Origin of the sequence: Pseudomonas sp. 18175, assembly GCF_050432925.1 — a bacterium.
Taxonomy (GTDB): domain Bacteria; phylum Pseudomonadota; class Gammaproteobacteria; order Pseudomonadales; family Pseudomonadaceae; genus Aquipseudomonas.
In genome coordinates, this window is the sequence record NZ_JBKFTO010000005.1 from 229,432 (window position 1) to 252,211 (window position 22,780).

Sequence of the window (22,780 nt, forward strand, 5' to 3'; positions counted from 1 at the left end):
CCCCGGTTTTTTTTGGCCGCTTAGAACGCGCCCATGTAGTCGCGCTTGCCCACTTCCACACCGTTGTGACGCAGCAAGGCGTAGGCGGTGGTGACGTGGAAGAAGAACTGCGGCAGGCCGTAGGTCAGCAGGTAGGACTGGCCACTGAAGCGCTTCTCTTTCGGGGTGCCTGGGCGGGTGACGATCTCGATGCCTTCCTTGCCGTCGACTTGCTCAGGGGTGATGGTGTCGAGGAAGGCCAGCACTTTGGCGATCAGGGCTTGCAGGTCGGCAAAGGTCACTTCGCCATCTTCGTATTTAGGCACTTCGATCTCGGCCAAGCGCGCGGAAACGCCTTTGGCGAAGTCGACGGCGATCTGTACCTGGCGCACCAGTTGGAACATATCCGGGAACAGGCGTGCTTGCAGCAAGGCGTTCGGCTCGATGTTCTTGGCGGTGGCGTGGGCTTCGGCTTTGGCCAACACACCACCGAGGGCAGTCAGCATTTGCTTGAAGACTGGGACGGAAGCGGCGTACAGGGAAATAGTCATGGCAGTCTCACGGGTAATGGCACGGTTTGAACAGGCGACGATTATAGACCTGCCTGTCGCTTGTCTTTTATTTTTTCCGGCTTACGCTAGGCGCTTCACTGCATAGGGAAAGCGCGATGACCGCCGAGCACGAGAACGAGACCCCTGAGCCGCGCCTGAACAGCACGGAAATCCGCATCCTGGGCTGCCTGATCGAAAAACAGGCGACCAACCCGGAAACCTACCCCCTGACCCTCAACGCCCTGGTACTGGCCTGCAACCAGAAGACCAGCCGGGAGCCGGTGACCAACCTCAGCCAAGGCCAGGTCGGCCAGAGCCTGCGGGTGCTCGAAGGCCAGGGTTTCACCCGCCTGGTAATGGGCAGCCGCGCCGACCGCTGGGAACACCGCGTGGACAAGGCGTTGGAGCTGGTGCCGGCCCAGGTGATCCTGATTGGCCTGCTGTTCCTGCGGGGGCCGCAGACAGTCAACGAACTGCTGACCCGCAGCGGGCGCATGCATGATTTTGAAGATGCCGAGCAGGTGGTGCACCAACTTGAGCGCCTGATTGCACGGGGGTTGGCGCTGCTGGTGCCACGCCAGTCGGGGCAGCGGGAAGATCGGTATACCCATGCGCTGGGGGACCCGGCGGATATCGAGGCGATTATCAGCGCACGCGGTAGCCCGGTGGAGCGTGGGGTTGGAAGTGTTTCCGTGGACCGCATTGAAGAGCTTGAAGCGAGGATCACTGCATTGGAAGAACGGTTGGCTCAGTTGGAACAGGCGTAACACAGCTCAAAATGTGGGAGCGGGCTTGCTCGCGAAGACGGAGTGTCAGTCAGTACATGTGTGACTGATCCACCGCTTTCGCGAGCAAGCCCGCTCCCACATGGGTTTTGCGCAAGGCTTTAGCTGCGGGCAAACGCCACGGCTTTTTCGAACTGTTCCGAAGTCGGCCGCACCCCGGTATAAAGCACAAACTGCTCCAACGCCTGGATCGCAATCACTTCCAACCCGGTAATCACCCGCTTGCCCTGCGCCCTTCCCCGCACAATCAACGGTGTTTCGGCGGGGATCGCTACCACATCGAACACAGTCTCTGCCGCATCCACGGCGTCTGCGTCAAACGCCAGCGCATCCGCCTCAGCGCCGCCGGTCATGCCGATCGGCGTGACGTTGATCAGCATCTGCGGGCGCAACTCACCCAGTTCAGCCTGCCATTCATACCCCAGGTTCTGCGCCAACGCCCGGCCCGCAGCTTCATTGCGCGCCACAATCACGCCGTTGGCGTAGCCGCCATCACGCAAGGCGCTGGCCACGGCCTTGGCCATGCCGCCGCTGCCGCGCAGGGCGAAGGTGGAGTCTTTGGGGACGGCGTGGGTTTTGAGCAGTTGTTCGATGGCGATGTAGTCAGTGTTGTAGGCCTTGAGGTGACCGTTGGTATTGACGATGGTGTTCAGCGAGTCGATCGCTTGAACCGAATCGTCCAATTCGTCCACCAAGGCAATAGCGGCTTCCTTGAACGGCATGGACACCCCGCAGCCGCGCACGCCCAGCGCACGGATACCACCGATCGCGCCGGGCAAATCCTGGCTGCTGAAGGCTTTATAGTAGAAGTTCAGACCCAGCTGTTCGTACAGGTGGTTATGAAAACGCAGGCCAAAATTCCCGGGGCGGGCCGACAATGACATACACAGTTGGGTGTCCTTGTTGGGGTGCATCTGCATGGAAAACTCCTTTGAGTAAGCAAATCGGTACAGACCTTACACAACCTTTACCTAGCGGCCGTGCTGTTTTTCAGAAATACGTTGTCTTAAAAGTATCCCCGCGACAATCCTTGAGTCTATTGATTGCAGACCACAAGCGCAGGGGCTAACCGAGGAATGACCATGATTCGTACAATCCCCAAGATCGCCCTGCTGGTTGGCGCACTCGCTATGGCAGGCCAAGCTTCCGCCCACGGTGGTGGTGGATGGGGTGGCCCGGCCGTGTTGGGTGCTTTAGTCGGCGCAGCCGTGGTGGGCTCCGTGGTTGCCAGCCAACCCCGTGAGGTCTACGTGCAGCAGCAACCGGTGTATGTCCAGCCGCAACCGGTGTATGCCGCTCCACCGCCGGTCTACTACGCACCGCCGCCACCGGTGTATGTGCAACAACAGGTCTACTACCGCCCGGCGCCGGTGTATTACGGGCCACCCCGTGGTTATTACGGCCCTCCCCACGGCTATTACGGCCGCGGCTGGTAAGCGCCAATCGTCTGAAACAGGCCCCGCCCACCCAGCGGGGCCTTTTTTTTGCATGCAAAAGTCTGGATTTATCGCGCCAAGGTCGCTATCGGGACAATAGACGTGGCGCAATCGCACATCATCAACACCATTGTCTACTTGCTTGACTGGGGCTTGCGCTGTCATGTTTGTGTCACGACACACTTTCACTATCGACTCTGTCCACCCAATAACAATTAAGGACGACTGACCATGCCCACCCAAAACCCGCACCGCACCGCTGGCCTCTGTACGTCCAGCAAGGTCTACAGCGCCCTCACCGAACTCAAGGCCCTGGAAGGCCACCGCAGCGCCAAGTTCCTGGCATTGCTGGCGGAAAACCTGGTGCGCAAAGGCCTGCTGAGTGAGCAGGAGGTGGTCAATATGCTCGATCAGGTGGTGGACTGACGCTTGCGTCGATGTCGACTATCGAGACAGGTGATTTTTCCTATCGCGCCCCGCCCCGTAAGGTGACCCCCATAGCGATTGGAGGTCCTTATGCCCACTGTTCAAATCATGTCCGTCATCGGCAGCGCCGTCCCAGCCTCTCTTCGGAAACTGGGCCTACTGGCCTGTTGGTACCTGGTACGCGATGGCGAAACCATCAGCGGCCCGCTCACCTCGTTGTCCGCCGCCGAACAAGAACTGCAACAGGCCTCGACCTTCAAGCTGCACGCTTAAGGCAACGGCAGTTTGACCCGTGGCTTGCTTTCCACAAACAACGCCCAGCTGGACATGAACAACGCCGCCACCAATGGCCCGATCACAAACCCATTGAGGCCAAACACCGACAGCCCGCCCAGGGTCGAGATCAAAATCAGGTAGTCCGGCATCTTGGTGTCCTTGCCCACCAGGATCGGGCGCAGCACGTTGTCCACCAGGCCGATCACGAACACCCCGAACAAGCCCAGCACCACACCCTGCCAGATCGCCCCGCTCAACAGGAAGTAAGCGGCCACCGGCCCCCACACAATGCCTGCACCCACCGCTGGCAGCAGCGACAGAAACGCCATCAACACTGCCCAGAGCAATGCACTGGGAATATCCAGGAACCAGAAGATCAACCCACCCAGCGCGCCTTGGGTCACGGCCACCAGCACGTTGCCCTTGACCGTGGCACGCACCACCCGGTTGAACTTGAGCTGCAAGCGGCGCTTCTGCGGCTCGGCCAACGGCACCGCCGTGCGCACTTTGCGCACCAGATCCGGGCCGTCGCGCAGCAGGAAGAACAGCAAGTACAGCATGATGAAAAAGCTCACCAGGAAATCAAACGTGCCCTGGCCAAAGCTGAACGCCTGGGTCGCGAAGAACTCGCTGCCCTGCATGGCGCTCTTGACGATCTTCTCCCGCAGGCCTTCCAGGTTGCCCATGCCAAAGCGGTCCAGCAGATGTTGGAAGTACGGCGGCAAGAAGTTCTTGAACTGCTCGATATACCCCGCCACGTCCAGCTTGCCACTCTCGACGTTTTTATAGAGCGTCGCCCCCTCCTGCACCAGCAAGGCACTGGTGATGATCACCGGCAAAATGGCGATCACCAGGCACACCCCAAGCGTGGCCAGGGACGTGAGATTGCGGTTGCGCCCGAACTTCAACTGCAAGCGGCGCTGCATTGGCGCAAAGATGATGCCGAGGATCACCGCCCAGAACACTGCGCCGTAGAACGGCAGCAGTATCCAGATAAAGGCGACGGTCACCAGGACCAACAGTAAGAGCAGGGTTTTGAATTGCAAGTTGGTCGTGTTCATGTGCGGTCCATTCCAGATAAACGCCGGACGCTTACGTGCGCCCTGTTGCTTAGTCCTCACCAGCACCGGCGAGTGCCCTTGATCGACACCTACGTGCAATGTCGCCCACCGATACCCCGTGATGAGATGGCCCGGGCATACCCCATGTTCCATCACTGAACCGTGAGGCCACACCATGCTTTTACATCTGTCGACCTGGTCTGAAATCGAAACATTCCTGCAGCGCAGCCGCACCATCGTCATCCCCATCGGCTCCAACGAGCAGCACGGGCCCATCGGCCTGCTGGGCACCGACTGGATGTGCCCGCAGATCATTGCCCACCATGCGCAAGCGAGCGCCGATATCCTCATCGCGCCCACCTTCAACATCGGCATGGCGCAGCACCATCTAGGCTTTCCCGGCACCATCACGCTGCGGCCATCGACCTTTATCGCCGCCATCGAAGACTGGACACGCTCGCTGGTGGCCCATGGTTTCGAGAAGATCTACTTCCTCAACGGCCACGGCGGCAACATTGCCTCGATCGAGGCGGCGTTTTCCCAGCTGTACGCCGAAGCCAGCTTCGCTCGGCGGCCCGCCGGGTTTGCCTTGAAGCTGACCAACTGGTGGGACCTCGAAGGCGTGGGCGCGCTGGCTAACCAGCAATTCCCCACCGGCCACGGTATCCACGCCACGCCGTCGGAAATTGCGGTGACGCAGTGGGCCTATCCGGAGGCGATCAAGTCGGCCGAGTATTCGCCGCAAATCGCCAACTCCGGACCGATCCGCGAGGCCCATGACTTTCGCTCGCGCTTCCCCGATGGCCGCATGGGCTCCGACCCAGGCCAGGCGACGCCAGAGAAAGGCCGTGAACTGGTGCTGCTTGCCGCCCTCGGATTGATCAAGGAGCTGCAAGCGTTCAGCCGCGAAACCGCACCGTTCGGCACAATCAGCGGTTCGACTAACAACTGCTAACAGCGCATAACTGGCGGCCCAATCGGCCAGGCATCACCCTTGAAGCTCACCACCGTCAGCATTCAAGAGGGATGCCATCATGACCGAAGGGGATCGCGCCAGTTGCCTGAGCACGGATGAGCGACTTGCAAATGAAGCACTGCGCGCATTGATGGCGCACGTCGTCAACGGTGACCGCGGTGCTTCGCGGCGACTGTTTGCCAAGGTCATGCCGCTGCTCAGCGCATTTTATGAAGGCCAGGTGCAGGCTGGGCGAATTCGACCGGAACAGGTCGAATACCTGGTCCACGGCGCCTTCAAGGCCCTGCTGGACAACCCCGCGGACGACAACCCCGGCCAGCCCTTTCGTGCCTGGTTGCTGGACATCGCCCGCGCCACCCTGCTCCACCATCTGCACGCCAATGCCGTCGTCCCGCTGTTGAACCCGCCCGACATCCTGTGGGCCATCTAACTGCGCATCCAACACTTTCAGTTTTCCCCAGGACACGCCCATGCTGAGCATCGAAAAAGTTCTCTACTCCGGCCACACCTACACCACCGGCGGTCGCGAAGGCGCCGGCCGCAGCGATGACGGACGATTGGATATCAGGCTCTCGCCACCCGGTGCCCCCGGCAACGGCACCAACCCCGAGCAACTGTTTGCGGTGTGCTGGTCGGCCTCGTTCCTGGGCGCCCTGCGCCACGCCTGCAACGCACGCAAAATCGGTTTTCCGGCGGCGGCAGCGGTCGACGCCCAGGTCGATCTGCTGCACGGTGAGCAAGGTTTTTTCCTGCAAGCACGTATCAGCGTGTCGTTGCCGCACATCGACGCGGACACCGCGCAACAGCTGGTCGAAGCCGCTCACCAGAACTGCCCCTACTCCAAGGCCACCCGGCGCAACATCGAGGTCAGTTTTACCCTGGCCTAAAACGGCACGAGCCGATACCTACGTGCAATCGCCCAGCCCCAGATGCTCTGTTTTGATGTGACACAACCACCAGACATCCAGGGACTTGAGCATGAACAAACTGACCACAGCCGCCGGCGCACCGGTGGTCGACAACAACCACTCGCAAACCGCCGGCCCCCGCGGCCCCGTATTACTGCAAGACGTGTGGCTACTGGAGAAACTCGCCCACTTCGACCGCGAAGTGATCCCCGAGCGCCGCATGCACGCCAAGGGCTCCGGTGCGTTTGGCACGTTTACCGTCACCCATGACATCAGCCACTTCACCAAGGCCAAGCTGTTCTCGCACATCGGCAAGACCACCGAGGTGTTCGTGCGTTTCTCCACAGTGGCAGGCGAACGCGGCGCGGCCGATGCCGAGCGCGATATTCGTGGTTTTGCCATCAAGTTCTACACAGGCCAAGGCAACTGGGACCTGGTGGGCAATAACACCCCGGTGTTTTTCCTGCGCGACCCATTGAAATTCCCCGACCTCAACCACGCGGTCAAACGCGACCCGCGCACCAACCTGCGCAGCAGCCGCAACAATTGGGACTTCTGGACCCTGCTGCCCGAAGCCCTGCACCAGGTCACGATCGTGATGAGCGACCGGGGCTTGCCGCATTCCTACCGACACATGCACGGTTTCGGCAGCCATACATTCAGTTTTATCAGCCCGGCCAACCAGCGCTTCTGGGTGAAGTTCACCTGGAAGACCCAACAGGGCATCCATAACCTGACCGATGAGCAAGCCGGCGCCGTGGTCGGCAATGACCGTGAAAGCGCACAGCGCGACCTCTACACCAGCATCGAGGAGGGCCGTTTTCCGCGCTGGAAGCTCTACGTGCAGGTCATGCCCGAGGCAGATGCGGCGCATTGTCCGTTCAACCCGTTTGACCTGACCAAAGTCTGGCCCCACGGGGATTACCCGCTGATCGACGTGGGTGTGCTGGAGCTCAATCGCAACCCCGACAACTACTTTGCCGAGGTGGAACAAGCAGCCTTCAACCCTGCCAACGTGGTGCCGGGCATCAGCTTCTCGCCGGACAAAATGCTCCAGGCGCGCCTGTTTGCCTATGGTGATGCACAGCGCTATCGCGTGGGGGTGAACCACCATCAAATCCCGGTGAATGCACCACGCTGCCCGGTCAACAGCTACCACCGCGACGGGCAGATGCGCACCGACCGCAACGCCGGCAGCACTCCGGGCTACGAGCCCAACAGCCACGCCCTCTGGGCCGAACAGCCGGACTTTCGCGAACCGCCCCTGGCCCTGCACGGCAGCGCCGCGCACTGGAACCACCGGGAAGACGACGATTACTTCTCCCAACCCGGCGCGCTGTTTCGCCTGATGAGCCCGGCGCAGCAACAGGCGCTGTTTGCCAATACGGCACGCTCGATCCAGGGCGCCAGCGCCGAGGCCAAACAACGCCATATCCAGCACTGCACCCTCGCCGACCCGGCGTACGGCGCGGGTGTTGCCCAAGCCATCGAACGACTGGGGTGAGCCACATGGAACTCAAGCCGCTGCACTCCCTGGCTGCGCGCCTGACGTGGATCTACCTGGCCTGCCTGGTGATCGCCCAAGGGCTGGCGTTCGCGATTGAAATCCGTGCGCTGGCCGGGTCACTGTGGCTAACGCCGCTGTTGATGGTGCAACTGGCGCTACTACTGGCCTGTATCTGGCTGGGGCTGCGGCCGTTGAGTCGCATGGAGACGCCGGTGGAAGCGGGCGGCAACGGCTTGCAGGAGCGCCTGCAACTGCTCGCCGCGATTTCCCATGACCTGCAAACCCCCATCACCCGCATGAAGCTGCGTGCTGAGTTCATGGAAGAATCGGTGGAACGGGACAAGCTGTGCAATGACCTCAGCGAGATGCAGCACTTGGTCCAGGAAGGCGTGGCCTATGCCCGCAGCCTGGACGGCACGGTCGAAGCCAGCCGCCGCGTTGATCTGCATTCGTTCCTCGACAGCCTGGTGTTCGACTATCAGGACGTCGGCCAAAGCGTGGTGCTCAGGGCACAGCTGGGTACGGTCATCGACACCCGCCCCCATGCGCTGCGCCGGGTGCTGGTGAACCTGGTGGACAACGCGCTCAAGTTCGGCAGCGAGGTCACCGTCAATGTCGAACCCATGGCAGGCGAGCGCCTGCTGATCCAGATCCTCGACCGTGGCCCCGGCATTCCCGAGGCGCAATTGCCCGAGGTGATCAAGCCGTTCTACCGGGTAGAAAGCGGCTGCAACCGCCACACCAAAGGGACCGGTTTGGGGTTGGCGATTTCGCAACAACTGGCGCAGAGCCTGCAGGGCGCCCTGACCCTGTCCAACCGTGCCGGCGGCGGCTTGTGCGCACAGTTGGCATTGCCACAGTCAGTCGCGCACCAGAAACTCCCGCGGTGACGTGCCAATGGCTCGGCGAAACATCGCACTGAACGCACTCGCACTCACATAGCCCAACTCCCGGGCGATCCGGCCAACGGACTCGCCCTTTTCCAGGCGCTCCAGCGCGCAGGCCAGGCGCACTTGCTGCACCCATTGGCGGTAAGTCAGGCCGGTCTCCTTGAGGAACAGGCGGATCAACGTGCGCGAACTGGCCCCCACCTTGTCGGCCCAGTACTCCACCAAGTGGCTTTGCCCCGGCGCGTCCAGAATCGCGTTGCACACCACCCGCAAACGGCGGTCCAGCGGCCAGGGGATCTGCAGCGGCAAGGTAGGTGCGGCAGCCAGCTCGCTGAGAATCAATGCCACGACATGGCTATTGCGGCCTTCGAGCGAATACTCGATAGGCTCGCTGGCCAGCACCAGGATCAGCTCGCGCAACAGCAGCGACACATCCACCACGCGACAGCGGTCACCAAACCCCTGCGCCGCATGGGCCTGGATATAAATCGAGCGCATCTGCACCGGCGTCAGCATCAACTGGTCGTGCACCACCCCAGCGGGAATCCACAACGCCCGCTTGGGCGGCAAAAACCACAGGCTGCCATCGGCCTCGGCGCGCATCACACCACTGATGGCATACAACAACTGGCCATGGCGATGGGTATGCGGCGCGTTGTAGGCGCCGCTGGCTTGGTTGCGCACCAGGGCTGTCATCACGCGCGGCACGTCCTGGTAGTCGAGGTAATCCTCGCTGCGGCCGTTCAGGTCGGCGGGGGGGCTGACGGAGCGTGCGTCGTGTTTCATGGCGGGTTCTCAGGTTGTCACTTTGTCGATAGAAGCTGGCATTTGTCGTTTATTTTACATTGCTACGATCGCCCTGACTCCACGACCCAAGGGCACCGCCACATGACCTCCACCGACAAACATAGCCTGGCAGCCATTATCGGCCTGTTGGTGCTGTCCATCGCCCTGCGCCCGGCCATCGTGTCCATCGGGCCGATCCTGTTGCTGATCCAAGATCACTATGGCCTGAGTTTTACCCAGGCGGCGCTGCTGACCTCCATCCCGGATGTGTGCATGGGTGTCCTGGCGTTGCTGGCGCCCAACCTGAGCCAGCGATTTGGCACCGACCGCTGCGTGATTGCCGCGCTGGTGCTGTTGGGCGGCGCCTGTTTGCTGCGGGCGGTGTCGCCAAGTGCGATGTTCCTGCTGTTCAGCACGTTTTTGGTCAGTGTCGGTATCGCCATCGCCGGCGCCCTGATCGGTGGTTGGATCAAAGCGCATTTCCCCCACCGGCCCGCGTTTTTCATGGGCATTTATGCCGCAGGCTTGAGCGTGGGAGCAACCCTTTCTGCGCTGTTCACCGCCCCCCTTGCTGAGCTTGCCCACAGCTGGCGTGTGGGGGCCGGGGTGTGGAGCCTGCTGTGTGTCACGGCGGTGATCAGTTGGCTGTGGATGGCCCGGCGCTTTGCCAGCAGCGCGCCCAAGGCCAGCCCGCAACCCGCCCGTTCCGTGCGCTTGCCGTGGGGCAACCCCCAGGCCTGGCTGGTGGCGTTGTACTTCGGCGCCAGTCAATTTGTGGTGTACGCCCTCTTCGCCTGGCTCGCGCCGGCCTCCACCGAAACAGCCGTCACCCGCCTACCCGCCGGGGCCTTGCTGGGGTTGTTTACCGCCGTATTTGCCGTGGCCAGCGTAGGCGCTGGCGTGCTCCCCGGCAAAGCCCATGACCGCCGCGGCCTGCTGGCGCTGTGCACGTTGCTGGCACTGCTGGGCACCGCGGGCATGGCGTTCGCCCCGGCCGCCTGGCCGACGCTGTATGTGCTGCTGGTGTCCATCGGCCTGGGCATGTCGTTCACCGTGGGCATGACGCTGCCCCTGGACAATGCCAGCTCCCCGGCAGAAGCCGGCGCCTGGACCGTGTTCATGCTGTTTATCGGCTACCTGGTCGCCGCCCTTGGCCCGCTGAGCTTCGGCGCCCTGCGTGACCACACCGGCAACTACCACTTGGCCTACGCGATGCTGTTCGCTGTGCTGGTGTTCATGCTGTGCCTGACCCCCGTGCTCAAGCCGACTACCCGCAGCGCAGAGCCCGGCCACGGGGTTGTACGGACTTGAACGCAACGTTAAAACACCTATCATGCGAGAAACGTCCTACAGCCCCTTTGGTTCGAGAGCCTGATGACCGTGGCGTCCGCCCCTGACGACCTGCACGATCCCGTGCCCCCGTACTTTGCCTTCGGCCCTTTCCGCGTGATGCCAGGCGAGCGCCTGCTCACCCGCAATGATCTGGCGGTCGATATCGGCGGGCGCGCCCTCGACCTGTTGATCGCCCTGCTTGATCGCCCGGGCCGGGTGGTGTCCAAGCGCGAACTGATCAACCTGGTGTGGCCCGATATCGTCGTCGAGGAAGGCAGCCTGCGTTTTCATATGACCGGGCTGCGTCGCATCCTGGGAGATGGTGAAGACGGTGCGCGCTATATCCATACCCAAGTGGGCGTGGGCTACGCCTTCGTGGCGCCTATCGAGCGTTCGCCCCTCGCCCCGCCTGCCCCACCGAAAACCAAACGCATCACCAATGCCGTCGGCGGCCTGCCGCCACGCCCGAGCCTGATCGGGCGCGAAACCGATGTGGCCTTGGTACTGGAACGCCTGCTGCAACCCAAGCTGTTTACCATCGTCGGCCCCGGTGGCGTGGGCAAGACCAGCCTGGCGGTGGAAGTCGGCCACCGCCGCACAGGTGATGACAGCGTGCACTTCGTCGACCTGGCCCAGCTTGAAGATGCAGCCCTGGTGCCCTTCGCCCTCGCCAGTGCCCTGGGCATTGCGGTGCAGGCCGAAGAGCCGATGTTTGTACTGCTTGCCCATCTGCGCTCGCAGCAGCTGTTGCTGATCATCGACAACTGCGAACACCTGGTGGATGCGGTTTGCGCCATCGTCGAGCACATCCGCGACGTGGCCCCGGCGGTGGCCATCCTCGCCACCAGTCGCGAGCCGCTGCGGGCGCGTGGCGAACATGTGCACCGGCTCGACCCGTTGGCGTTCCCGGCCGAGTGGCAAGACTTGAGCGGCGATCAGCTGCTTGCCTTTCCCGCCGTGCAACTGTTTGTCGAGCGTGTTTCGTCGAACAATGCCGCCCTGGCCCTGGCACCGGGCGATGCACAGTTGATTGCCGACATGTGCCAACGCCTGGAAGGCATGGCACTGCCCATCGAACTGGCGGCCGTGCGTGTAGCCGTGCATGGCGTACATGCCACCCACGCGATGCTCGGCGAGCGTTTTTCCCTTGGCTGGGCAGGCCGACGCACAGCCTCGCCACGCCACCACACCCTGCGCTCTATGCTCGATTGGAGCTACGACCTGCTGTCGGCCGACGAGCGCCTGGTGTTTGATCGCCTGGCGGTGTTTGTCGGGCCCTTTGGGCTCGACGGCGGCTCGCACATCGCTGCCGATGACTGGATCGACCCAATCACCGTGGCCGCCACCCTGGATGAACTGGCCGCCAAGGGCCTGGTCACCGTCAATCGCAACAACTTCGCGGCCTCTTACCGTTTGCTGGAGATGACCCGCGCCTATGCGCGGGAAAAACTGCAACTGCGCGGCGCCCTGGAGGTGCATGCGCTGGCGTTCCGGCACGCGGCCTACCATATGGAGCAACTCAAGCACTTGGGCGACAGCCCCCACGAAATCTTCGCCAGTTCCGCACGGCTGGGCTGCCAGCTGGGCAATATCCGCAGCGCGCTGGAATGGAGCTTCGGCCCCCAGGGCGACCCCGGCCTGGCCCTGCCACTGGCGGCGGCCAGCGCGCAGTTGTTCCTGCATTTTTCGCTACTGGTGGAGTGCCGCACCTGGTGCACCCGTGCCACCGAACTGCTGGAACTCGGTTACTTCGGCACCCCGACCGAAATGGAACTGCAAGCCGCCCTGGGCCTGGTGCTGATGTTCACCATGGGCAACAGCACGGCGGCGGAAACAGCCTTGCTGCGCGCCCTGGACATCGCCGTCAACCTGGGCGACCACGCCTCTCAATTGCGCCTGCTGGGGCGCTTGCAAATCTTCTACGAACGCGTCGGCGACTTTGCCAGCTCCCTGGCCTGGGCCGAACGCGCGGTGCAGGTCGCAGCCCTGATCGGCAAGCCCGAAGCGATTGCCGTGGCCGCCTCCCTGGCCGGGATTGCCTATCACCTGCTGGGCGATCAACCACGCGCACGCCAGGCGTTGGAACACTCGTTGCGCAACAGCTTGCCGTCGGAACGCAGCCTCACCATCCATTACGGCTTCGACCATCGCAACCGCACCGGCCTGGCCCTGGCGCGTACGTTGTGGCTGATGGGGTTTCCCGACCAGGCGCGGCACGGCGCGCAACACGTCGAAGCCCAAGCAGCGGCCCTGGACCATGCGGCCACCTATTGCATCGCGCTGGTGTGGACGTTGCAGATCTACATCTGGACCGGCGACCTGGACAAGGCTGCCGACGGCTTGGAAACCTTCCGCTCGATTGCCCAAGCCAATGCATTTGGCCCGTATGTCGCGGCCGCCATGGGCATCGGTGCCGCGATTGATATTCGCGCCGGGCAACCGGGGGATGCGGTGGCGGTGCTGGAAGAAGCCTTGGCGCGGCTGCACGGCATGCGTTACGAACTGCTGACCACCCCCTTCGAAATGGCCCTGGTCGAAGGCCTGATCCTGGACAGTCAGCTCGATAAAGCCCGGGCGCAGGTCGAGGCCACCATCGCCCACTGTCGCCACAGCGGCGATGCCTTTGCCCTGCCTGAACTGTTGCGTATCAAGGCCAGTATCCACCCCAGCCCCGAGGCCCTGCTGGAAGAATCTCTGGCGCTGAGCCAACAACAAGGCTCGCGCAGTTGGGCATTGCGCAGCGCTCTGGACTTGGCCGCGCTGTGGCACACACAAGGTCGCGGCACTGAGGCCCAACAGTTGCTGAGCCAGTGCCGCGAGCAGTTTTCGGAAGGCTTCGACACCCAGGACCTGCGCCAGCTACAGGCGCGCCTGGATGAGTTTATGGCTTAGTCGCCGCACGCAATGGGCGGAACGCCTCGCGCAGTTCTTCGCTGAACAGTTGCGGCTGTTCCCACGCGGCGAAATGCCCGCCCTTACCAACCTGGCTGTAATAGGACAGCGACGGGTACGCGCGTTGCGCCCAGGTTTTCGGCGCCTGGTAGATCTCGTGAGGGAACACGGTGATGCCCACCGGCACCTTGATGGTGTCGGTCTTCTGCGCCACGGCGCTGAAGTTATTGTTGTTGTTCTCCCAGTAGAACCGCGAGGAGGACGCGCCGGTGTTGGTCAGCCAGTACAGGCTGATGTCATCGAGCATTTCATCGCGGCTGAGCACACGGTCAGGGTGGCCGTCGCTGTCGGTCCAGGCGGCGAATTTCTCGTACATCCAGGCCGCCGTGCCCGCCGGCGAATCGGCCAGCAGGTAGCCAATGGTTTGCGGACGGGTCACCATCATTGCGCCATAGGCGGCGTTACGCCCAAAGAACGTACTCAGGGCGTTGTAGGCCGTGCGCTCGGCATCGGTCAGCGTTGCCGGGGCCGGTTCGCCGCTGTTGATCGGCTTGACCAGTTCCGGTGGCACAGTGGCCGGCATATTCAGGTGAATGCCCAGCAGGCCGGGGGGCGACAGGCGGCCCAGGGCGTCGGAGATCACCGAGCCATGGTCACCGCCCTGGGACACGTAATGGCTATAGCCCAGGCGTTTCATCAGCACGTCCCAGGCCTTGGCCACCCGGTCCGGGCCCCAGCCCAGTTCGGTGGGTTTACCGGAAAAACCATGGCCGGGAATCGACGGGATCACCACGTCGAACGAGTCTTCGATGCGACCGCCATAGGCCACTGGGTTGGTGAGCGGGCCGATGGTCTTGAGGAATTCAAACTGTGAACCCGGCCAGCCGTGGGTCAGGATCAGCGGCAAGGCGTTGGGGTTGGGCGAGCGCACGTGGATAAACTGGATGTCCACGCCGTCGATGGTAGTGATGAACTCCGGTAACGCATTGAGCTTGGCCTCGGCCTTGCGCCAGTCGTAGCCGTTGCCCCAGTACTTGACCAGTGCCTGCACCTGGGCCAGTTGCACGCCCTGAGAGGTGTCGTTGACCGTCTCTTTGTCCGGCCAGCGGGTGGCGGCGATACGTTTGTGCAGGTCGGCCAATTGCGCCTCATCCACGTGAATGCGATAGGGGCGAATGGCATCGGAGTCGGCCCAGACGCCTGTGCTGCCAGCGAGCAAGGCAAGGCCAAACAATGAAACCCGGCAGCGCTGCCGGAGTAACGCGGACGAAGCGGCAAGCATGATGACTCTCCTTGGGATCAACAGGCCAGAACGGCCCATACGGGAGCGATCAGACCATCGGCGCCACCCTGGGACGATTGCACGTAGGTGTCGGTCGATACCTATGTATGACTTGCCAGCGCGGCTGCCGGATGCTGCCATCGGCACTCGATAAAGGCGGGAACAGACAGTGATGAGTGGGCAGGCAAGCAGCGAAGGCACAGGCCGTATTTCGACGCCGAGCGCGGCGTGGGCCGTGGTCGGGTTGTGCATGCTGTTCAACGTGATCGATGGGCTGGATGCGATGGCCATGGCGTTCACTGTCAGCCGGGTCGCGGCGCAGTGGGCGCTGAACGGCGCGCAGATCGGCCTGCTGCTCAGTGCCAGCCTGGTGGGCATGGCCTGCGGCTCGTTGTTTGCCGCGCCCCTGGCCGACCGCCATGGGCGCCGGCCGATGCTGTTGGCCAGTCTGTTGCTCAGCGGCGTGGCCATGGTGCTGTCGTTCTGGAGCCAGGGCCTGTACAGCCTGGTGTGCCTGCGGGCACTCACCGGGGTCGGCGTTGGCGCAGTGCTGGTGGGGGCCAACGTGTTGACCCACGAATACGCCCCGCCCCACCGACGCGGCCTCGCAATTGCCTTGCAGTCGGTGGCCTTTGCCCTGGGCGCAACCCTGGGCGGTGTGTTGGCGCATGCACTCAACGACGATGTGGGTTGGCGCTATGTGTTCCTGGCCGGGGGCGGTCTGACGCTGGTGGCGGGGTCGGCGGGCGTGCTGTGGTTGCGCGAGTCGCCGGTGCTCAAGCCAGATCGCCTGCGTGCGGGCTTTGGTCAACTGTTCAACGCCGGGCATTGGCGCTGGACTCTGGCGTTGGCGGCGGTGTGTTTTTTGCTGATGTTCGGCTTTTATTTTGTGATGAGCTGGACCCCGATCCTGCTGACCCAGGGCGGTTTCTCCGAGCACCATGGCGTCACCGGCGGGTTGCTGCTCACCGTGGGCGGCATGCTCGGGGCCTTGTTGGTGGGGCTGGCGGCCAATCGGTTCGGCTGCCATCAGCTATTGCTGGCCTGCCTGCTACTGGACGCGCTGCTGTTGCTGTTGATGGTGGCAGCCACCCGTGTTCCGGCGCTGGCCGCCGGGGCAGGTTTTATGGCCGGGTTGTTGCTCTATGGGGCTATTGCGGCGCTGTTTGTGATGGCGCCCCAGGCGTTTGCCACACCGGTGCGCACCCGTGGCGTCGGCCTGGTGCTGGCCACCGGGCGGCTGGGGGCGATTGTGTCGCCCACCGTCGCCGGTGTGCTGCTTGACGCCCAGTGGCGGCCTCAGGATTTGTTTACCTTTTATGCCGGCAGCCAATTGTTGGCAGCGCTGCTGATCTGGCGTGGGCGTAGCAATATTGGGAGATCAAACATTAGTGTTGAGGCAGGATAATCAGCTTCCCGATACTGCGCCGCGACTCAATATCCCGATGGGCCTGCTGCGCTTCTGCCAAGGTGTAACGCTGGCCGATGCTCACGTTGAGCCGCCCGGTGCGTACCCAGGTAAACAGTTGCCGGGCATGCACCAACAAGGCTTCGCGGGTGCCCACATGGTGCATCACCGAGGGATAGGTGAGCTTGATACTGCGCGGCATGGCAAAGATATCGATGGGCGCAATCGGGTCCATGAACGGGCCGTACAACGCCAAGGTGCCAAAGTAATCCAGCAGGCGGATCGACTCGTCGAAGCCTTCGGCACCGGTGCCGTCGTACACCACGTTGACCGCTTGGCCACCGATCAGGCGTTCGACCTGGCGGGCAATATCGCTGGCGCGGCCGATCACCGCGTAATCGGCACCGGCGGTCAGTACCGCGTCAACCTTGTCGGCATGGGACACCCGGCCAATCACCTTGGCGCCGAGCAACTTGACCATCTGCGTCAGCATCAGCCCTACCCCTCCGGCGGCGGCATGGACAAAAGCCACGTCGCCCTTCTGGATAGCGTGCACCTGGAACACCAGGTTGCTGGCGGTCAGGCCTTGCATCATCAAGCCGGCGGCGGTTTCGAAGCTGATGTCATCGGGCAGCGGCACCAGTTGGCTGACCGGGGCGATGAGCATTTCGGCATAGCTGCCTGGCACGTACTGCCAGGCCACGCGGTCGCCAGGGGACAGGTCGGTGACACCGGGGCCGACGGTCACGACGACACCCGCGCCTTCCACGCCGGGTGTCAGGGGCAATGGATTGGCCTGGCCCAGGCCGCGTCGAATACCGGTGTCCATAAAGTTGACGCCGGCGGCCATCACCTGCACCAGCGCCTGCCCAGCCCCCGGCCTGCCCGGCGTAACCTCGTCCAGCGCCAACACCTCGGGGCCTCCAAATGCATTCACCACAATCGCTTTCATGGGGGTTCACAACCTGCAAGATCGTTCGGCACCACCTGGCGCCGAAACCTGCCGTCATGCTGGGCAAGGCATGTATCTGCGGCATGTCGGCAGGCGAGCGGTTTGAATGGCTGTGTAACCGGGGCAGCGTTGGATACAGTGGCTTACAGTCAGACCAGGTTGAGCACTACATCGATGTTGCCACGCACGGCCTTGGAGTACGGACAGGTCTGGTGGGCGGTTTCGATCAGCGCCAGCGCCACGGCCCGTTCCACCCCCGGCAGGCTGATGTTCAAGCGCGCGCGCAGGAAGTAGGCATCGCCCTCGGTGCACAGGTCGACCTCGGCATCGATCGCCACATCAGCCGGCAGCGCCACCTTCAACGTGCGCGCCGCCAACCCCAGCGCCCCATCAAAGCAGGCCGACCAGCCTGCGGCGAACAGTTGCTCGGGGTTGGTGCCGCTGCCCTTGGAACCCGGCAGCGAATGCAGGATGTCCAGGCGCCCGTCGTCGCTGCGCGAGGTGCCGCCATCGCGTGCGCCGGTGGTGTGGACTTTGGCGGTATAGAGTATTTTCTTGGCAGTCATGTAACAGCTCCTGAGGATGAGGGAAAACGCATAGGGAATGCGTGCCCCCATCACAGCACGGGGCAAGGCCTGCCATCGATTACACAATGGTATCGGCCGGCATGCGACACCTAAGTATGATGGGCGAGCGCCATGGGACAGGGCATCCTCGTCACACGGCGCCTGTAGATAGAGAACCGGTATGTCGAACGAATTCGATCGCGTCGTCGAGGCGCTGCCAGGCGTGGCCTTTACCGCACAGGGTGATGGGTGCGTCGATTACGTCAATCAAGGCTGGTGTGCCTACACCGGGCGCGCCGCCAGCGAAGCGGCAGGTGCCGGCTGGCAGTCGGCCGTGCACCCGGATGACCTGCCCGGCACGATCAACGCCTGGGCGCAAGCGGTGCGTAGCGGTGAGCCGTATCGCAAAGAACTGCGCCTGAGGCAGGCGGACGGTACCCACCGCTGGTTTGTCAGTGATGGCCGACCGATGCGCGATGACCAGGGCGCAATCACCCGTTGGTGGGTGATCTGCATCGATATCGACGAGCAAAAACGCGACAAGGCGCTGATCGCCCACGCACTGGCCGAGGTCAGTGCCTCGGAAGATCGCCTGAGCACCATCATCAATGCCATTCCCGGTTTTGTCTGGAGTGCCGCGCCCGATGGCAGCGTCGGTTTCGTCAACCAACGCTGGTGCGACTACACCGGCATGAGCCTGGACGAAGCTCGCGGCATCGGCTGGGCGCGTTCGGTGCACCCCGACGACGCCGAACAACTGGCCCAGTACTGGGGCGCGTTATTGCAGTCCGGCGAGGCCGGTGAATACGAGGCCCGGCTACGCCGCTTCGACGGCCACTACCGCTGGTTCCTGGTGCGCGCCGTGCCCCAGCGCGATGAATGGGGCGCAGTGACGCGCTGGTATGGCGAAAACACCGACATCGAGGACCGCAAGCAAGCCGAAATGCTTGCTGCCAGCATCGCCATCGAGCGCCAGCAGTCGGAGGAAACCCTGGGCAAGGTGCGTTCGGAGCTAGCGCACCTGGCCCGCGTGGCCAGCCTCAGTGCGGTCACCGCATCGATTGCCCATGAGGTCAACCAGCCGCTGGCGGGCATCATCACCAATGCCAGCACCTGCTTGCGCATGCTGGGCGCCAACCCGCCGAATGTGGCCGGCGCCCTGGAAACCGCACGCCGCACCATCCGCGACGGCAACCGCGCCGCCGATGTGATCAAACGCTTGCGCGCCTTGTTCTCGAAAAAAAGCATCACCATCGAGGACGTCGACCTCAACGAAGCCGCCCGGGAAGTCATCGCCATGTTGCTGGGCGAGTTGCAACGCAACGGCGTTGCGCTGTATCCCGGGTTCACCGATGGCCTGCCCACCGTCAGGGGCGATCGCGTGCAGCTGCAACAAGTGATCCTCAACCTGATCCTTAACGCCACCGAGGCAATGACCACCATGACTGGCCGCGCGCGGCACCTGCACGTCAGCACCGGCCTGGACGAACACCGGAGCGTTTACCTTGCCGTGAAGGACAACGGCAGTGGTTTCGAGCCCCTGGATGCCGAGCGCATGTTCAATGCGTTCTACACCACCAAGAGCGCCGGGATGGGCATCGGCCTGTCCATCAGCCGTTCGATCATCGAGCGCCATGCAGGCGTGCTGTGGGCCACGGCCAATGACGGGGCGGGTGCCACGTTCCAGTTTTCCATTCCACCGTTGGCGGCTGCGGCTGCCGACGAGACCAGGGAGGGTAGTTGATGCAAAAGCCTTTACTCGTGGCGGTCGTCGATGATGACGAGTCGGTGCGTGAATCCCTGCCCGACCTGCTCAAGGAATTCGGCTTTGCTGTCGAAGCGTTTTCGTGCGGCCAGGCGTTTCTCGACTCGCCGTGTGTGGCGCAAACCCGCTGCCTGATTCTAGATGTGGCAATGCCCGGCATGTCAGGGCCTGACCTGCATGCCGCACTCAAGCTGCGCGGCCACGCCATCCCGGTGATTTTTATCACCGCCCATGGCGATGCCAGTGACCGGCCTGAACTATTGAGCGACGGCGCCGTGGACTGCCTGCTTAAGCCCTTCAGCGAAGCACAATTGCTCAGGGCACTGAGCGCGGCGATCCCACTTGATTGAGCCCGCCCTTTGAGGAGCTATCCTGATGCACGCAACCCACCTGATGGCCTATGAACGCAGAGCTGCGCCGATGACCGACACCTCGCCCATTGTGTTCGTGGTAGACGACGACATTTCTGTGCGCGAATCGCTGGAACTGTTGATTCGCTACGCCCAATGGCAACCACGGCTGTTCGAGTCGGCCCAGGACTTCCTCGCCCAGCCCCGCACCCAGGTGCCCAGTTGCCTAGTGCTGGACATCAACCTGCCCGGCCTCAATGGCCTGGACCTGCAGGCCGCCATCGCCAATGAACGCCCGGACACGCCGATTATTTTCATCACCGGCTACGGCGACATTCCCCTCACCGTGCGCGCCATGAAAGCCGGGGCCGTGGAGTTTCTGACCAAGCCGTTCAATGACGAGGTATTGCTCGAGGCCATCGCCGATGCGCTGCAACGCAGCCGCGCCGCCCTCGCCCAGCAGGATCACTTGCGCGCACTGCAAAGCGCGTATGCCAGCCTGACGCCCCGGGAGCAGGAAGTCATGGCCATGGTCGTCGCCGGCCATATGAACAAGGTGATTGCCTCGGACTTGGCGATCAGCGAAATCACGGTCAAGGCCCATCGCGGCAAAGCCATGCGCAAAATGAAGGCCCGCTCATTGGCGGACCTGGTGAAGATGGCGGCTCTGCTGGCAAAGCCGCTCAATTGAATCAGCGGGCCGTTTTGGCTTCCTGCAACAGCGTTTGGATCATCTTCTCCTGCTCGTCATAACGGCCTTCACCGAAGTGGGTGTAGCGCACTTGCCCCTTGGCATCGACCAGGTAATGGGCCGGCCAGTACTGGTTATCGAAGTTGCGCCAGATCGCATAGTTGTTGTCGATGGCCACCGGGTAGGTGATGCCCAGCTTGCGCACCTGGTCCTTGACGTTGCCGATGATGCGCTCATAGCCGTATTCCGGGGTATGCACGCCGATCACCACCAAACCGTCCTTTGCGTACTTGTTGGCCCACGCCTTCACATACGGCAGGGTGTGCTGGCAGTTGATGCAGTCGTAGGTCCAGAAGTCCACCAACACCACTTTGCCCTTCAGCGATTCGCCGCTCAGCTCAGGCGAGTTGAGCCACTGCACCGCACCGGCCAGCGAGGGCATCGCGCCCTGGGCGTTATCCGCCACCGGCTCGGCCTTGACCTTGCTCACCACGTAATCCACCACCTTGGGCACGGTTTGCAGCACACGTTTTTCCAGGCTGCTGACGCCTTCGGACGAGGTGCCGGCCAGCAAGGTTTTGTCGGCACCGGTGGAGATCAGCACCGCCGCCGCCAGCACCGCCACCCCTGCCCCACGGCGCAACCAGCCGGTCACCGGGATCGACACCTTGAGCCGATTGACCAAGCCACGCCCGGCAAAAATCAACGTACCCAGGGACAACGCGCTGCCCAGCCCATACGCCAGCAGCAACAGGCTGGTGTGCGCATTGGCGCCTTGCAGCATGGCGCCGGTGAGGATCACGCCCAGGATCGGCCCGGCACACGGCGCCCACAACAGGCCGGTGGCGACGCCGATCAACAGCGACTTGAGCGGGCCAGACAAAGCACGGCTGTGCGGGTCAATCCGGTTGCCCAGCAACACCAACGGCCGCGCCAGCCAGCCGCCGATACGGGCAGAGATCAGCGACAGGGCAAACAGCCCCATCACGATCAGCGCCACCTGCCGGCCGGTGTTATTGGCCTGCACCACCCACTCGCTGCTGGCCACCGCCAGGCTTGAGATCAGCGCAAAGGTCAGGACCATGCCGCCAAGGGTCAGCAGGATCGAGCGGCGGTTGCGCTCGACACCGGCGAACAGGAACGGCACCACCGGCAAGATACAAGGGCTGAGGACGGTCAGGATGCCGCCCAGGAATGCGATGAGTAGCATGGTTATCACCTTTAGGGTTCAGAGGACGGCAGGTCAGGCCGTCTGGTTATCCAGCGCCTGGCCCAGTGGGGTGCGGTCGCCGCCGCCTTCCACCAGCAGGTCATCGCCGAAGGTTGTTTGCACCGGGGTCAGTTGAAAACAGGTGTTGCTGGCGCAGTTGGTTTTTTCCACCGCGGCATTGGCGTGTACGGCCGTACCGGCAAGGGCGAAGGCAGAGGCAGTCAGAAAGCGAGTCAGAGGGTTCATGGCGGTGTTCCTGTATCAAGTCTTGGGAGGAAAGTTGGGCACTCAGTTATCGCCGATGCAGCCGTCGCCGAACTTGAGGTAGTCCAGCACCTGGGTCTGGTCGTGGGAGTCCAGGTAGGTCATGCGGGCATTCACCACGCCGCAGGTGGGCTTGGCGTCCTGGCTCATCGACACCACTTGCTTGATGTCCAGGTCAGTGCCGTAGTGGTAGGTGTGCGCGGTCACGGCAGCTTCGGCGCGGGCCGACAAGGTGCAGATGTTGAGGGCGGCAAACAGGCAGGCGGCGAAGATGGCTTTGGTGTTCATAACGTCAGTCTCCAGGGTGGAGGCGGTATGCCTCGTTGGAAGCCATTAAATGCCCCTGACGTATCGCGCCTGTGTCGAAAAAACCCGCGGATTAATCGGTACGTATCCCAAGCGCTTGCCGATACACAGCGATACAAAAACCGCAAAGAACGACCTGGATCAATAAACCGCCCGCGAGCCTCGTCTACCCTCGCGCCTT

At 62.8% G+C, this 22,780-nt stretch carries 24 protein-coding genes and 1 pseudogene; 15 read left to right on the forward strand and 10 right to left on the reverse strand.

Annotation, left to right across the window (positions count from 1 at the left end; translation table 11 throughout):
* Window positions 1-20: 20 nt before the first annotated feature.
* The gene (locus ACLD1Y_RS09205) at window positions 21-530 is read right to left on the reverse strand and encodes a DUF1993 domain-containing protein (protein ID WP_429477439.1); all 510 of its coding nucleotides are present in this window, start codon (window positions 528-530) and stop codon (window positions 21-23) included.
* Window positions 531-646: 116 nt separating this feature from the next.
* Here ACLD1Y_RS09205 and ACLD1Y_RS09210 point away from each other — a divergent pair, with 116 nt between their 5' ends.
* The gene (locus ACLD1Y_RS09210; protein WP_429477441.1) at window positions 647-1,297 is read left to right on the forward strand and encodes a YceH family protein; all 651 of its coding nucleotides are present in this window, start codon (window positions 647-649) and stop codon (window positions 1,295-1,297) included.
* 119 nt (window positions 1,298-1,416) lie between these two features.
* Here ACLD1Y_RS09210 and ACLD1Y_RS09215 read toward each other — a convergent pair whose 3' ends face one another.
* Window positions 1,417-2,235, reverse strand: a complete 819-nt coding sequence (locus tag ACLD1Y_RS09215) for a shikimate 5-dehydrogenase (protein ID WP_429477443.1) — start codon at window positions 2,233-2,235, stop codon at window positions 1,417-1,419.
* A 156-nt stretch (window positions 2,236-2,391) separates the two neighbouring features.
* Between ACLD1Y_RS09215 and ACLD1Y_RS09220 the strand changes: the two genes are divergently transcribed.
* The 3 genes from ACLD1Y_RS09220 (at window position 2,392) to ACLD1Y_RS09230 (ending at window position 3,450) form a co-directional block, all read left to right on the forward strand.
* On the forward strand, window positions 2,392-2,751 hold the full coding sequence (locus ACLD1Y_RS09220; RefSeq protein WP_122490077.1) for a hypothetical protein: 360 nt from the start codon (window positions 2,392-2,394) through the stop codon (window positions 2,749-2,751).
* Window positions 2,752-2,982: 231 nt separating this feature from the next.
* Window positions 2,983-3,177, forward strand: coding sequence for a hypothetical protein (locus ACLD1Y_RS09225; RefSeq protein ID WP_105700004.1), 195 nt, complete (start codon window positions 2,983-2,985; stop codon window positions 3,175-3,177).
* A gap of 90 nt (window positions 3,178-3,267) precedes the next feature.
* Window positions 3,268-3,450: a hypothetical protein gene (locus ACLD1Y_RS09230; RefSeq protein WP_429477446.1), complete on the forward strand. Its 183-nt coding sequence runs from the start codon at window positions 3,268-3,270 to the stop codon at window positions 3,448-3,450.
* Here the strand turns inward: ACLD1Y_RS09230 and ACLD1Y_RS09235 are convergent.
* On the reverse strand, window positions 3,447-4,514 hold the full coding sequence (locus ACLD1Y_RS09235) for an AI-2E family transporter (RefSeq protein WP_429477448.1): 1,068 nt from the start codon (window positions 4,512-4,514) through the stop codon (window positions 3,447-3,449). The genes ACLD1Y_RS09230 and ACLD1Y_RS09235 overlap by 4 nt on opposite strands.
* 175 nt (window positions 4,515-4,689) lie before the next feature.
* Between ACLD1Y_RS09235 and ACLD1Y_RS09240 the strand changes: the two genes are divergently transcribed.
* The 5 genes and pseudogenes from ACLD1Y_RS09240 to ACLD1Y_RS09260 form a co-directional block, all read left to right on the forward strand.
* Window positions 4,690-5,469, forward strand: coding sequence for a creatininase family protein (locus ACLD1Y_RS09240; protein WP_429477449.1), 780 nt, complete (start codon window positions 4,690-4,692; stop codon window positions 5,467-5,469).
* 79 nt (window positions 5,470-5,548) lie between these two features.
* Complete coding sequence (locus ACLD1Y_RS09245; protein ID WP_429477451.1) at window positions 5,549-5,920, forward strand: hypothetical protein; 372 nt, start codon at window positions 5,549-5,551, stop codon at window positions 5,918-5,920.
* A gap of 40 nt (window positions 5,921-5,960) precedes the next feature.
* Entirely contained in the window at window positions 5,961-6,377 is a 417-nt protein-coding gene (locus tag ACLD1Y_RS09250; protein WP_429477453.1) for an Ohr family peroxiredoxin, read from the forward strand.
* A 91-nt stretch (window positions 6,378-6,468) separates the two neighbouring features.
* Window positions 6,469-7,902 (forward strand): catalase, encoded by a 1,434-nt coding sequence (locus ACLD1Y_RS09255; protein WP_429477455.1) that lies wholly within the window; start codon window positions 6,469-6,471, stop codon window positions 7,900-7,902.
* Between the two features lie 53 nt (window positions 7,903-7,955).
* Window positions 7,956-8,795, forward strand: a pseudogene (locus tag ACLD1Y_RS09260) (sensor histidine kinase); the annotation flags it as partial.
* Here ACLD1Y_RS09260 and ACLD1Y_RS09265 read toward each other — a convergent pair.
* Window positions 8,766-9,581: an AraC family transcriptional regulator gene (locus tag ACLD1Y_RS09265; protein WP_429477457.1), complete on the reverse strand. Its 816-nt coding sequence runs from the start codon at window positions 9,579-9,581 to the stop codon at window positions 8,766-8,768. The pseudogene ACLD1Y_RS09260 and the gene ACLD1Y_RS09265 sit on opposite strands and share 30 nt — an antisense overlap.
* Before the next feature lie 102 nt (window positions 9,582-9,683).
* Here ACLD1Y_RS09265 and ACLD1Y_RS09270 point away from each other — a divergent pair, with 102 nt between their 5' ends.
* Window positions 9,684-10,892, forward strand: a complete 1,209-nt coding sequence (locus ACLD1Y_RS09270) for a CynX/NimT family MFS transporter (protein ID WP_429477459.1) — start codon at window positions 9,684-9,686, stop codon at window positions 10,890-10,892.
* A gap of 63 nt (window positions 10,893-10,955) precedes the next feature.
* On the forward strand, window positions 10,956-13,805 hold the full coding sequence (locus tag ACLD1Y_RS09275) for an ATP-binding protein (protein ID WP_429477460.1): 2,850 nt from the start codon (window positions 10,956-10,958) through the stop codon (window positions 13,803-13,805).
* Here ACLD1Y_RS09275 and ACLD1Y_RS09280 read toward each other — a convergent pair.
* Window positions 13,795-15,087: an epoxide hydrolase family protein gene (locus ACLD1Y_RS09280; protein WP_429477462.1), complete on the reverse strand. Its 1,293-nt coding sequence runs from the start codon at window positions 15,085-15,087 to the stop codon at window positions 13,795-13,797. The two genes, ACLD1Y_RS09275 and ACLD1Y_RS09280, sit on opposite strands and share 11 nt — an antisense overlap.
* Window positions 15,088-15,259: 172 nt before the next feature.
* Here ACLD1Y_RS09280 and ACLD1Y_RS09285 point away from each other — a divergent pair, with 172 nt between their 5' ends.
* The gene (locus ACLD1Y_RS09285) at window positions 15,260-16,495 is read left to right on the forward strand and encodes an MFS transporter (RefSeq protein ID WP_429477464.1); all 1,236 of its coding nucleotides are present in this window, start codon (window positions 15,260-15,262) and stop codon (window positions 16,493-16,495) included.
* On the opposite strand, the gene ACLD1Y_RS09290 is transcribed toward ACLD1Y_RS09285, so the two are convergent.
* Together ACLD1Y_RS09290 and ACLD1Y_RS09295 are read right to left on the reverse strand one after the other, a co-directional pair.
* A complete protein-coding gene (locus ACLD1Y_RS09290; RefSeq protein ID WP_429477466.1) occupies window positions 16,476-17,447 on the reverse strand; it encodes a quinone oxidoreductase family protein in 972 nt (323 codons plus the stop codon). The genes ACLD1Y_RS09285 and ACLD1Y_RS09290 overlap by 20 nt on opposite strands.
* Before the next feature lie 149 nt (window positions 17,448-17,596).
* Window positions 17,597-18,013: an organic hydroperoxide resistance protein gene (locus ACLD1Y_RS09295; RefSeq protein WP_429477468.1), complete on the reverse strand. Its 417-nt coding sequence runs from the start codon at window positions 18,011-18,013 to the stop codon at window positions 17,597-17,599.
* 181 nt (window positions 18,014-18,194) lie between these two features.
* Between ACLD1Y_RS09295 and ACLD1Y_RS09300 the strand changes: the two genes are divergently transcribed.
* The 3 genes from ACLD1Y_RS09300 to ACLD1Y_RS09310 are packed head-to-tail and all read left to right on the forward strand — an operon-like array spanning window position 18,195 to window position 20,819.
* The gene (locus tag ACLD1Y_RS09300; RefSeq protein WP_429477470.1) at window positions 18,195-19,757 is read left to right on the forward strand and encodes a PAS domain-containing sensor histidine kinase; all 1,563 of its coding nucleotides are present in this window, start codon (window positions 18,195-18,197) and stop codon (window positions 19,755-19,757) included.
* Window positions 19,757-20,128 carry a response regulator transcription factor gene (locus ACLD1Y_RS09305; protein ID WP_429477472.1) on the forward strand — a complete coding sequence of 124 codons (372 nt, stop codon included), beginning with the start codon at window positions 19,757-19,759 and terminating at the stop codon, window positions 20,126-20,128. The genes ACLD1Y_RS09300 and ACLD1Y_RS09305 overlap by 1 nt, the downstream gene beginning before the upstream one ends.
* Before the next feature lie 25 nt (window positions 20,129-20,153).
* A complete protein-coding gene (locus ACLD1Y_RS09310; protein ID WP_429477474.1) occupies window positions 20,154-20,819 on the forward strand; it encodes a response regulator transcription factor in 666 nt (221 codons plus the stop codon).
* Between the two features lies 1 nt (window position 20,820).
* On the opposite strand, the gene ACLD1Y_RS09315 is transcribed toward ACLD1Y_RS09310, so the two are convergent.
* From ACLD1Y_RS09315 to ACLD1Y_RS09325, 3 genes are read right to left on the reverse strand one after another with little or no spacing between them, the layout of a single operon-like run.
* The gene (locus ACLD1Y_RS09315) at window positions 20,821-22,029 is read right to left on the reverse strand and encodes a cytochrome c biogenesis protein DipZ (protein ID WP_429477476.1); all 1,209 of its coding nucleotides are present in this window, start codon (window positions 22,027-22,029) and stop codon (window positions 20,821-20,823) included.
* Between the two features lie 33 nt (window positions 22,030-22,062).
* The gene (locus tag ACLD1Y_RS09320) at window positions 22,063-22,275 is read right to left on the reverse strand and encodes a hypothetical protein (RefSeq protein ID WP_429477478.1); all 213 of its coding nucleotides are present in this window, start codon (window positions 22,273-22,275) and stop codon (window positions 22,063-22,065) included.
* Between the two features lie 42 nt (window positions 22,276-22,317).
* Window positions 22,318-22,581: a DUF2790 domain-containing protein gene (locus tag ACLD1Y_RS09325; protein WP_429477480.1), complete on the reverse strand. Its 264-nt coding sequence runs from the start codon at window positions 22,579-22,581 to the stop codon at window positions 22,318-22,320.
* Between the last annotated feature and the right edge of the window lie 199 nt (window positions 22,582-22,780).